Raw genomic sequence first — 10,247 nt, 5'->3', positions numbered from 1 at the left:
GCAGGCCCTGGCCGTTTCTCGTCGGCCAGGCCCTCAAGCCGACCGGCCGCGAACCGCTTCCGCCACGTGGCCACCGTGGTCGGATGGATGCCGAGGTCGGCGCCGACCTGGGTGTTCGACAGCCCGTTTTTCCTAAGACTCACGACACTTGTGCCGCGGCAGGCAACGTTTGCCCGGTAAGGAGCGGCGTCCGGTGCGTGCTCTGGGGGTACCCCCTGCTCGAAGAGCTTGGGGGAGTGCCGGGCGTCGCGACGGGGCGAACGTTGCCCTAGCGGCCCGGGCGGGGGCGGAACTCGGGGTGGGCATGCCGGTGCAGGCGTTGGGCACGAGCACGTCGGCGTCGGGCCCACCGAATCGCCGTGATGGAGCCGGGGGTCAGCTCAGGCCGGCCGTCTTCAGCCAGGTCTTGGCGACGTCCAGCGGGTCCTTGTTCTCGAGCTGGACCTGGGAGTCCAGCTCCAGCAGAGTCTTGGTGTCCAGCTTGGCGGAGACCGCGTTGAGGGCGGCGACGCCCTCCTGGGAGAGGCCGGACTTGTATACGAGCGGCGTCACGTTGGCGAAGCCGAAGAGGTTCTTCGGGTCCTGGAGGACGACGAACTTCTCCTTGGTGATGTTCGGGTCGGTGGTGAAGATGTCCGCGGCCTGCACGGTGTTCTTCTTCAGCGCCGCCGTGGTCAGCGGGCCACCCGCGTCGAGCGCCTTGAAGGACTTGAACTCCAGGCCGTATACGTCCTTCAGGCCGAGCAGGCCCTGCTGGCGGGTCTGGAACTCGGGCGAGCCGCCGATGACCATCTCGGGAGCGACGTCCTTGATGTCCTCGAGGGTGGACGACGCGGTGAGGTTGTACTTCTTGGCGGTCTCCGCGTTCACCGACACGGAGTCCTTGTCCTCGGCGGGCGAGGGGTCGAGGAGCGTCAGCTTGGAGTCGAGCTTGGACTTCACCGCGGCGCTGACGGCCTCGATGGAGGCCTGCTCCGCCTTCGGGTCCAGGTACGCCAGCAGGGAGCCGTTGTACTCGGGCAGGACGGTGATGGAACCGTTCTTGAGCAGGCCGTAAGTCGTCTCACGGCTGCCGATGTTCGGCTTGTACTCGACCTTGATGCCCTTGGCCTTGAGCGCCTCGCCGTAGATGTCGGCGAGCAGGATGCTCTCGGCGAAGTTGTTCGACCCGACGACGACCGTGTCGCCGTCCGCCTTGTCTTCCGTCAGTGGGTTGGACTCGTCGGCGGAGTCGGAGCCGCATCCGGCAATGAGCGCCGCCACTGCTGCGAGGGCGACCGCGGCCGCGCGGGGGTGTCGCATGCTGGACCAGCTGCTCTTCACGGTAGAAGTCACGATTCCCGTTCCGGGGCTCAGAGATTGGATGACCTTCATCTGATCCAATCCAGCCGCTTCTTGGTCAGTCAAGGGCAGCCGGGTCACCAATTGGCTTCGATACGTACCCGATCGCGAAGATATCGGGGAGGATCCGCCAGGGAGCCGCACTCAGGTTGTAACGGATTCTTGACTCAGAGTGCGGAGCAACGGCTTCCGAAGAGCCTGTAGTCTCGCCGGAGTTGGCGAAGCGCAGTAATGTGCAGGCGCCGCTCCGCGCACATCTCAAACCAGCCAGAGACGATCAGAGACGGTCACGTGCGCTCCCGCGCCGTGCGACACCCCACGAAGGAGGCCTGGTGTCCACGAACGAGGTGGGCCTAAGGCGCTTCGCCGACCGCTGGCCGTTCAGGCGCAAGCTCAATGTGCTGGTCGGCGTACCGCTCGCCGTGGTCGCCGTCCTGCTGGCGTATCTCTTCACCGACCAGGTGGGCCAAGCCCGGGACGCGGCCGCCGCGGCCCGGCTGGTGCGGGACAGCGCCCAAGTCGCAGAGCTGGCCGACCGGGTGAACGCCGAGCACCAGCAGGCGATCCTGCTGTCCGTGCGGTTCGAGGCCACCGAGTCCGGCGCCCGGCCCGGCCTCACCGCCTACCGCAAGGCGCAGGCCGTGGTGGACCAGCAGGTCGAGATGGTACGCGACACCTTCGGCGACCGGCTGCCGGACACCGAGGCGCAGGCCCTGAAGGAGATCAACGGCCTGTCCAGCCTGCGGGCGACCATCGAGCAGGGCTATCTGCCCGCCGACAACATCGACCCAGCCTACACCAACGCCGCCAAGGCCGTGATCGACGGCCTCGGGCTCGACCGCAACCCGTTCCTCGCCGCCACCTTCACCGGCAATCTGCTGGACTCCCTGCTGCGCGCCGACGCCGCCCACAGCGCCTTCGAGACCAGCGTGTTCTCGGCGCGGACCGGTGACTCCAACGCGCTCATCGAGTTCATCGCAGCGGTCGGCAACTACGAGCTGTACACGCACCAGGCCGAGCGCTTCGCCCGGTTCGCCAGCGACGCGCAGGCCGACGAGCTCAGCGGCATCGAGCACAACACCGCCCAGGCGGAGATCATCCGGCACTACGCCGAGCTGCAGATCGACCCCAGCGGACTGCAGGCCAGTTCGCCGGCGGAGATCCGCGCCGCGTTCACCGAGGCCCTCGACGGCTACCCCGACTATCGCGCGCAGTCCCAGAACCGGCTGAAGATCACCTCCTCGCTGATCGGCCAGATCGCCGATCGCGCCGACAACGCTTCCAATGACGCCTGGTGGAACGCCGCCTGGCTGCTGGGCCTCGCGCTGCTCGGCTTCGCGCTCTGGCTGGCCCTGTCCATAGCGGTGCGCCGCTCGGTGGTCCGCCCGGTGCATGCCCTCACCGGCGCCGCGCAGGAGGTCGCCGAGGTCGCCGGACGCGAACTCGCCCGGGTCGCCGACGACGACACCGAGGACGACGGCCCGCCCCTGCTGCGGGACATCCCGGTCACCGCACGCGACGAGATCGGCGACCTCGCCGAGGCCTTCAACCACGTACAGGCCACCGCCGCCGCGCTGCTGGAGCGCCAGGTGCTCAGCCGCCGCAACACCGCCGAGATGTTCGGCAACGTGGGCCGGCGGGTCAGCAACCTCACCACCCGCCAGCTGGCGCTCATCGACGCCGTCGAGCGCGGCGAGACCGACCCGGCGCTGCTGGAACGCCTCTACTCCATCGACCACATCGCGGTCCGGCTGCGCCGCAACGCGGACAGCCTGATGCTGCTGGCCGGCATCCGGGAGACCGTCCTGGACGCGGGCCCCACCACGCTCACCACCGTCGTACGGGCCGCACTCGGCCAGATCGAGGGCTTCCAGCGGGTACGGCTCGACGCGCACACCGACGTGATGGTGGAGCCCGACATCATCGGCGACCTCACGCTGATGGTGGCCGAACTCCTGGAGAACGCCGTGTCGTTCTCGCCGGCGGGCAGCCCGGTCGAAGTGACCCTGCACACCGGCGACGACGGCGGCGCGTCGATCGTGATCGCCGACCACGGTCTGGGCATGAGCGCCGAGCGGCTGGCCGAGGAGAACGCCCGGCTGATCCGCCGCGAGCGGCTCGACCTCGTGCCGACGAAGGTGCTCGGCCTGTTCGTGGTGGGTACGCTGGCGCGCCGCTGGTCGGTCGGCATCACACTGACCCGGACGCCGGGCGGCGGAGTGACCGCCGAGGTGGCCATCCCGTCGTCGCTGCTGCTCTCGATGAGCGCGGTGGCTGCGGTGCCCGCGACTCCCGCCGTGGAGGCGGCATCCGGCCCGCGCCCGTCCGCCGCGGCGGCACCGGGCGACGCCGCCCCGCTCCCCCGCCGGGTGCCCAAACGGGAGGCGGTCGGCACCGAGGACGACAAGCCCGTGATACCCAAGCCACGCAGCGAGGACGCGTCCGACGACGCCCAGGCTTCCCGCCCGCTCCGCCGCCGCGTCCGCGGAGCGACGCTCCGTACGACCGTCGGCGAGACCACCGGTGAGACCGCCCGCCCTGCCGCACCCCCCGCCGACCCGGACGCCGTCCGCAGCGCGCTGGAGGAGTTCGAGGCAGCCGTCGAGCAGGCCAACCGGGACAGCGCGAGCGGACCGGACCCGAAGACTTCGCAGGACCAGAACCACCTCCCGGAAGGAGCGGAGCAGTGAGCACGTCGACAGGTGACACTCCCACGGGAGGGGCCACGCCCGACGAACTGCGGGCCGCAGCAGCCGACTTCACCTGGCTGCTCAACCGCTTCGCCACCGAGACCGCGGGTGTCGTCGACGCCATCGCGGTGTCCTCCGACGGTCTGCTGATCGCGGTGGCGCAGCTACGGGAGCGGGCGCACTCCGAGCGGCTGGCCGCGATCGTCTCCGGCCTCACCAGCCTGGCCGCCGGCGCCTCGGGCAACTACGGCCTGGGCGCCCTGAACAAGGTCATCATCGACCTGGAGGGCGGCCATGTCCTGGTCTCCGCGATCCGCAGCGGCGCCGTGCTCGGCGTGGTCGCCGACAAGGAGGCCAAGCTGGGCAACATCGCGTACGAGATGACGCTGTTCGCCAACCGTGCCGGTGGCGCGCTCAGCCCTCAGCTCGTGCTGGAACTGAAGAACACCGTCGGCGTTCCGTCGTCGGGTTGACCGGGCACCGCCCGGCCGAGGAACAAGAGGACACAGACCCATGGCGGACGGCCGTACGCCGAACGGTGCCGACGAGGGCGGCTCCCCGGACCGGGTGGGCCCCGCCCCCGCGGTACGGCCGTTCCTGGTCACCGCCGGGCGGGTGGCGCCGACCTCGTCCGGGCGGACGATGCCCGTCGAGACCCAGGTGGTGGCCACCGCCGAGGGCCTCGACGCGCTCGACCGGCTCTCCTTCGAACAGCACGACATCATCGCCGCCTGCCGGCAGCCGCAGTCCATCGCGGAGATCGCGGCCCGGCTGCGGCTGCACCTCAACGTGGTCCGTATCCTCTCTGAGGACCTGCGGGCCGCGGGGCAGTTGACGGTGTACGTGCCCAACACCGACGCCACCCACGACTCATCCGTCCTGCGCAGGGTTATCGATGGCCTCCGTGCCATCCCCGACTCCCGGGGGGTTCTCCGTGACACCGACTGAACCGGTCGCCGGCGGCGCAGCTGCGCAGACCGCCGCACGACCGCCGCTGCCGGTGAAGATGGTGATCGCGGGCGGATTCGGCGTGGGCAAGACCACCGCAGTCGGCTCGATCTCCGAGATCGAGCCGCTGACCACCGAGGCCGCGATCACCGAGGTCGCCGCGGGCGTGGACGACCTCTCCCACACCCCCCGCAAGACCACGACCACGGTCGCCATGGACTTCGGGTGCATCACCATCGACCCGACCCTGAAGCTGTATCTGTTCGGCACGCCCGGGCAGGACCGGTTCGGGTTCATGTGGGACGACATCGTCGAGGGCGCGGTCGGTGGCCTCGTCATCGTCGACACCCGCCGACTCGACGACTGCTACGCCGCGGTCGACTACTTCGAACACAAGCAGATCCCGTTCGCGGTCGCCGTCAACGCCTTCGACGGCAAGGTCGAGCACGAGCTGGACGAGGTCCGCTGGGCGCTCGATGTCGCCGAGCACGTCCCGCTCGTCGTCTTCGACGCGCGGGAGCGGGGTTCGGTACGGGACGCTCTGCTGGTCGTACTGGAACTGGCGCTGGCCCGTAGCGAGGGGTGACGAAGGTTCGTGGTCCGCGGCGCCGTCGTGGCTGGTCGCGCAGTTCCCCGCGCCCCTTCAGAACGCTGGAACCGCCGTCTCCTACAAAGGGGCGGCGGTTTCGCACCCCTTAGGGGCGCGGGGAACTGCGAGACGAGCCGCAGACGGCTCGCAGTGAACCGACAACCGCACGGCACCGCCAGCGGAGCTACGCGCGGCGCACTCCGCGTGACACCGAGAGGCGGCCCGCCGCCCAGAACACCCCGAGCGTGACAAGCGCCAGGGCTGCGACCAGCGTGGCGCCGCCGACGACCTTCTCGTAGTCGCGCTGGTAGAGACCGTCGACGATGTAGCGCCCGAGGCCGCCGAAGCTGACGTACGCGGCGATCGTGGCCGTGGAGACGATCTGGATGGCGGCCGAGCGCAGTCCGCTGAGGATCAGCGGGAGCGCGACCGGCAGTTCGACCCGGAAGAGGATCTCGGTCTCGGCCATGCCCATGCCGCGGGCGGCATCGACCGGCGCGGGGGCGACGGAGCGCATCGCCTCGTACGTGGTGACGAGGATGGGCGGGATCGCCAGCACGACCAGCGGGATCATGACGGGGGCCAGGCCCAGGCCGAGCAGCACGAACATCAGCACCATCAGGCCGAAGCTGGGCAGCGCGCGCCCCGCGGTGGCGATGAGGGCGAGCGTGTTGCCGCCGCGTCCGGTGTGGCCGGTGAGCAGCCCGACCGGCAGCCCGACGGCCGCGGCGATGGCGAGCGCCTCCAGCGTGTACTGGATGTGCTCGGCGACGCGGGTCGGGATGCCGTCGTAGCCCTGCCAGTGGGCGCTGTCGCTGAAGAAGGCGTCGATGTAGTTCAGGACGTTCACCGGGCGGCCGCCTTCGCGAGCGTACGGGTGTTCTTGCGGGCGCCGCGCGGCATCCAGGGGGTGAGGAGGATACGGACGCCGATCAGGGCGGCGTCCACGAGGACGGCGAGGACGGCCGTGCCCACCACGGAGAGCCAGATCAGCCGCGGCTGGTTGTAGATCATGCCGCTGTTGAGCAGGTTGCCGAGGGCTCCCTGGTTGCCGATCAGCATGCCGACGCTGACGAGGGAGACGCTGGAGACGGACGCCACTCGCAGCCCGGCGATGATCGCGGGCGCGGCGATCGGCAACTGCACCTGGACATAACGTCGTACGGGCCCGAAGCCCATCGCGGTGGCCGCGGCGAGGGTCTCCTGCGGCACGGACCGTACGCCGTCGACGATCGCCGGGACCAGCACGACCAGGCTGTAGATGGCCAGCGGGATCATCACCGTGAGCTCGCTCAGTCCGGTGTAGTCGATGAGGATGACGAAGAAGGCGAGCGACGGGATCGCGTAGAGCACGGTCGTCACCCACAGCACCGGCGGGTACAGCCAGCGCAGCCGCACGCACAGCTGGGCGAGGGGCAGCGCCACCAGCAGCCCGAACAGCACCGGCAGCAGCGCCTCGCGCAGATGCAGCATGACCAGGCCGAAGTAGCTGTGCTGAAGGTCGCTGGGCAGGTCGAAGAGTTCGCTCATCGCGCGGCCTTCTCCGTCTTGCCGTCAGCCTTGGTGCCCGCCTCGCCGTCCGCGCGCCGCTCCGCGTGAGCACCGCGGATCGCCTCGCCGATGGTCTGCTGGGAGACGACTCCGGCGGCCCGGCCCTCGCCGTCCACGGCGACGGCCCACCCGGTGGGTGAGAGCACGGCACAGTCCAGCGCGGCCCGCAGCGAGTCCGTACCGGCGATGAACGGCCGTCCGTAGGAGAGGAGTTGGTCCTGCCGGATCTCCCCCGCGGTCAGCTCCCCCGGTTCGGCCCAGCCGAGCGGCTTGCCGTCCAGATCCGTTACGAGGAGGTAGGGCGCGTCCGTGGTGTCGCGGGCGGCGATCTGCTCGGCGGTGGCGTCGACGGCGATGATCGGCGCGGTCAGCAGTTCGAGGCCCACTGACGGGAAGAACGACAGCCGGCGGATGCCGCGGTCGGCGCCGAGGAAGTCCTCCACGAAGGCGTCCGCGGGGTCGGTGAGTAGCTCGGCGGGCGGCGCGAACTGGGCGAGATGGCCGCCGGTGCGCATCACGGCGACCATGGTGCCGAGCTTGACGGCCTCGTCGATGTCGTGGGTGACGAAGACGATCGTCTTGCCCAACTCTGCCTGAATCCACAGGAGTTCGTCCTGCAGGCCCTTGCGGACGATCGGGTCGACGGCCGAGAACGGCTCGTCCATCAGCAGCACCGGCGGGTCCGCGGCGAGCGCCCGGGCCACGCCGACGCGCTGCTGCTGACCGCCGGACAGCTGGTAGGGGTACCGCTTGGCGAGCGCGGCGTCGAGTCCGACCCGCTCCATCAGCTCCCTGGCCCGCGCCCGCGCCTTGTCCTTCCCCCAGCCGAGCATGCGGGGCACGGTGGCGATGTTGTCGACGATCGTGCGGTGCTGGAAGAGTCCGGCGTTCTGGATGACGTAACCCATGGACCGGCGCAGCGTGTTGACCGGCTGCTTCATGATGTCGACGCCGTCGAGGGTGATGGTCCCCTCGCTCGGCTCCACCATCCGGTTGATCATGCGCAGGGTCGTCGTCTTACCGCAGCCCGATGGGCCGACGAGGACGGTGATCGAGCGGTCGGGTATGTCCAAGGAGAGCCGGTCGACTGCCACCGTGCCGTCCGGGTACCGCTTCGTGACTGAATCTATCCGTATCAAAACGCCGAATACCCTTCGGGTCTGGCAGAAGTTGCCCGCTTTCGGCCATGGCGCGGGCCGTTGCTCGGGAGAGTCTAGACGGCCCGTGTTGCAACCGAACTCTCAGGCGACCGGCACCTTCTCCGTGCGCAATACCCGCCGCTCGGCGTCGACTGCGAACATTTCGCACCCCTCCCGGCCAGCCGCCCACGCAACACCCTCCACGCCCATCGCGAACGCCGCCGTCGCCGCGGTGTGCAAGACCACCGCCGTGGGCGCGATCTCCGAAATCCGGCCGCTCACCACCGAGGCCGCGGTCACCGAGGTCGCGGCGGGCGTGGACGACCTCACGCACACCCCTGGCAAGACGACCACCACCGTTGCCATGGACTTCGGCTGCATCACCATCGACCCCACGCTGAAGCTGTACCTGTTCGGCACACCGGGCCAGGAGCGGTTCGGCTTCATGTGGGACGACCTGGTCGAGGGAGCACTCGGCGGTCTGGTGATCGTGGACACCCGCCACCTGGACGACTGCTATGCGGCCGTGGACTACTTCGAGCACAAGGACATCCCGTTCGCGGTCGCCGTCAACGCCTTCGACGGGAAGATCCAGCATGACCTGGACGAGGTGCGGTGGGCACTGGACCTGACCGAGCAGGTACCGCTGATCGTGTTCGACGCGCGGAAGACGGGCTCGGTCAGGGACGCACTCCTGGTCGTCCTCGACGTCGCACTGTCCCACGCCGAGAAGGCCGCGGCGACGAGCTGAGCTTCTCCGGAGGGCCGCCCGGTGGGTGACCGGCCGGCCCGCACCTGCGGGTCGGCGTTCCCCGAGCCGGCGTTCCCTCGCGTCGGCTTTCCCTCTCGTCGGCTGCTGCCCGCTTCCCGCTGTCCGCCGCCTGCCGCCTGCCACCTGCCGCCTGCCGCCTGCCGCCTGCCGCCTGCCGCCTGCCGCCTGCCGCCTGCCGCCTGCCGCCTGCCGCAGGATCCCAGGAGATCAGCTCTCGGACCTGAACCTGCCCGGTGTGGTGCCCAGCCTTTGCTGGAAGACGCGTGTCATGTGGCTCTGGTCGGAGAACCCGCACAGCGTGGCGATCTCCCGCAGCGGGTTGCTCGTCCGCTGGAGCATGAGCTGGGCCCGGGAGACCCGCTGTTTGATGACGAATTCGTGGGGAGTGGTTCCCATGGTCTGCCGGAACCGCCGCGCGAAGTGGTAGCGGCTCAGGCCGACGCAGTCCGCGAGGTCGTCGAGGGAGATGCTCTCGCGCATGTGCGAGCGAATGAACTCCTGGATGGCGCCGATCTGCCGTGGGGTGAGCGTGTCGTTCGGGGTGTGCTCCCTGAACTGCACCTGGGCGTGACGTCGCAGGATGTGCACGGACAGCTGACAGGACAGTGACTCGATCAGCAGGGGGCTGCCCACGTCGCCGTGTGCGGCTTCGGTCGCGATGTGCATGGCGGTGCGGTGGATCGCCGGGTCGTTGGCCTTGAGCACGTCGTGGAGCTCTATGTCGGCGATGTCGCGTTCGTACATCTGCCGGCAGGTCGCGGCGAGTTCGTCCTGAGTGAGGTAGACGTGCACGACCTCTATCCCCTCCGGCCAGACCCAGTGGGATTCGGCGGCGCGGGTGAGCAGAGACACGTCTCCGGGGCTGAGGTGTTCGGTCGACCAACGGCCGTCGAAACGACGTCGCATCGCCGTGGTACCGCGGCGATAGGCGACGATCATGTAGTCCCGCATGGGCGGGACCTCGACGTCGGAGCCCGCGTAGCGGTATCCGCGCACCGACATACCGTTCCAGCCCTGCTCGGGACTGTGCACGGTGAGGCGTCCCGGCACCCAGGTCGGAAGCTCCTCCGGCCTGATCAGGTGTTGTGCCATCGGTGCCCTCCACGTCGACGTTGACGCTCGGCAACGGGCCGTGATGCGAGTGCGCGACAGCTCGTCCTGGGGTGACGCTAACGCCTCGCGGGCGGTATGCGACAGGTCGCGGTGATTGTCGCGCC

General features: G+C 69.6%; 11 protein-coding genes. 5 read left to right on the top strand and 6 right to left on the bottom strand.

Going from position 1 to position 10,247, the window contains the following annotated elements; all coding sequences use genetic code 11:
* Together EF387_RS47110 and EF387_RS14540 are read right to left on the bottom strand one after the other, a co-directional pair.
* The coding region (locus EF387_RS47110; protein WP_162467139.1) for a helix-turn-helix domain-containing protein at positions 1–143 on the bottom strand (143 nt) is incomplete at its 3' end.
* A gap of 232 nt (positions 144–375) precedes the next feature.
* Positions 376–1,302, bottom strand: a complete 927-nt coding sequence (locus EF387_RS14540; RefSeq protein ID WP_128376932.1) for an ABC transporter substrate-binding protein — start codon at positions 1,300–1,302, stop codon at positions 376–378.
* Between the two features lie 371 nt (positions 1,303–1,673).
* On the opposite strand from EF387_RS14540, the gene EF387_RS14535 reads away from it, so the two are divergent.
* The 4 genes from EF387_RS14535 to EF387_RS14520 are packed head-to-tail and all read left to right on the top strand — an operon-like array spanning position 1,674 to position 5,565.
* The gene (locus EF387_RS14535; protein ID WP_238431511.1) at positions 1,674–4,031 is read left to right on the top strand and encodes an ATP-binding protein; all 2,358 of its coding nucleotides are present in this window, start codon (positions 1,674–1,676) and stop codon (positions 4,029–4,031) included.
* The gene (locus EF387_RS14530) at positions 4,028–4,504 is read left to right on the top strand and encodes a roadblock/LC7 domain-containing protein (RefSeq protein ID WP_128376931.1); all 477 of its coding nucleotides are present in this window, start codon (positions 4,028–4,030) and stop codon (positions 4,502–4,504) included. Before EF387_RS14535 ends, EF387_RS14530 begins: the two co-directional genes overlap by 4 nt.
* A 40-nt stretch (positions 4,505–4,544) precedes the next feature.
* The gene (locus EF387_RS14525) at positions 4,545–4,979 is read left to right on the top strand and encodes a DUF742 domain-containing protein (protein WP_128376930.1); all 435 of its coding nucleotides are present in this window, start codon (positions 4,545–4,547) and stop codon (positions 4,977–4,979) included.
* Entirely contained in the window at positions 4,966–5,565 is a 600-nt protein-coding gene (locus tag EF387_RS14520; protein WP_128376929.1) for a GTP-binding protein, read from the top strand. The genes EF387_RS14525 and EF387_RS14520 overlap by 14 nt, the downstream gene beginning before the upstream one ends.
* 187 nt (positions 5,566–5,752) lie before the next feature.
* Here the strand turns inward: EF387_RS14520 and EF387_RS14510 are convergent, their stop codons facing one another.
* Genes EF387_RS14510 through EF387_RS14500 form a run of 3 tightly spaced genes read right to left on the bottom strand, consistent with a single transcriptional unit; the run spans position 5,753 to position 8,258 of the window.
* Positions 5,753–6,418, bottom strand: a complete 666-nt coding sequence (locus EF387_RS14510) for an ABC transporter permease (protein WP_128376927.1) — start codon at positions 6,416–6,418, stop codon at positions 5,753–5,755.
* A complete protein-coding gene (locus tag EF387_RS14505; RefSeq protein WP_128376926.1) occupies positions 6,415–7,098 on the bottom strand; it encodes an ABC transporter permease in 684 nt (227 codons plus the stop codon). Before EF387_RS14505 ends, EF387_RS14510 begins: the two co-directional genes overlap by 4 nt.
* A complete protein-coding gene (locus tag EF387_RS14500) occupies positions 7,095–8,258 on the bottom strand; it encodes an ABC transporter ATP-binding protein (RefSeq protein ID WP_128376925.1) in 1,164 nt (387 codons plus the stop codon). Before EF387_RS14500 ends, EF387_RS14505 begins: the two co-directional genes overlap by 4 nt.
* Positions 8,259–8,490: 232 nt before the next feature.
* On the opposite strand from EF387_RS14500, the gene EF387_RS14490 reads away from it, so the two are divergent.
* The gene (locus EF387_RS14490) at positions 8,491–9,009 is read left to right on the top strand and encodes a GTP-binding protein (protein ID WP_238431510.1); all 519 of its coding nucleotides are present in this window, start codon (positions 8,491–8,493) and stop codon (positions 9,007–9,009) included.
* A 228-nt stretch (positions 9,010–9,237) separates the two neighbouring features.
* Here the strand turns inward: EF387_RS14490 and EF387_RS14485 are convergent, their stop codons facing one another.
* Complete coding sequence (locus tag EF387_RS14485) at positions 9,238–10,122, bottom strand: AraC family transcriptional regulator (protein WP_128376924.1); 885 nt, start codon at positions 10,120–10,122, stop codon at positions 9,238–9,240.
* Between the last annotated feature and the right edge of the window lie 125 nt (positions 10,123–10,247).

Source organism: Streptomyces cavernae (assembly GCF_004023625.1).
Lineage (GTDB): Bacteria > Actinomycetota > Actinomycetes > Streptomycetales > Streptomycetaceae > Streptomyces > Streptomyces cavernae.
This window is presented reverse-complemented; position numbering and strand designations above follow the sequence as displayed.

What these genes read in the sequence shown, in the direction of transcription:
- EF387_RS14525 (WP_128376930.1), top strand. Translation starts at nt 4,545, where the DNA reads ATGGCGGACGGCCGTACGCCGAACGGTGCCGACGAGGGCGGCTCCCCG.
- EF387_RS14505 (WP_128376926.1), bottom strand. Translation starts at nt 7,098, where the DNA reads ATGAGCGAACTCTTCGACCTGCCCAGCGACCTTCAGCACAGCTACTTC.
- EF387_RS14540 (WP_128376932.1), bottom strand. Translation starts at nt 1,302, where the DNA reads ATGCGACACCCCCGCGCGGCCGCGGTCGCCCTCGCAGCAGTGGCGGCG.
- EF387_RS14485 (WP_128376924.1), bottom strand. Translation starts at nt 10,122, where the DNA reads ATGGCACAACACCTGATCAGGCCGGAGGAGCTTCCGACCTGGGTGCCG.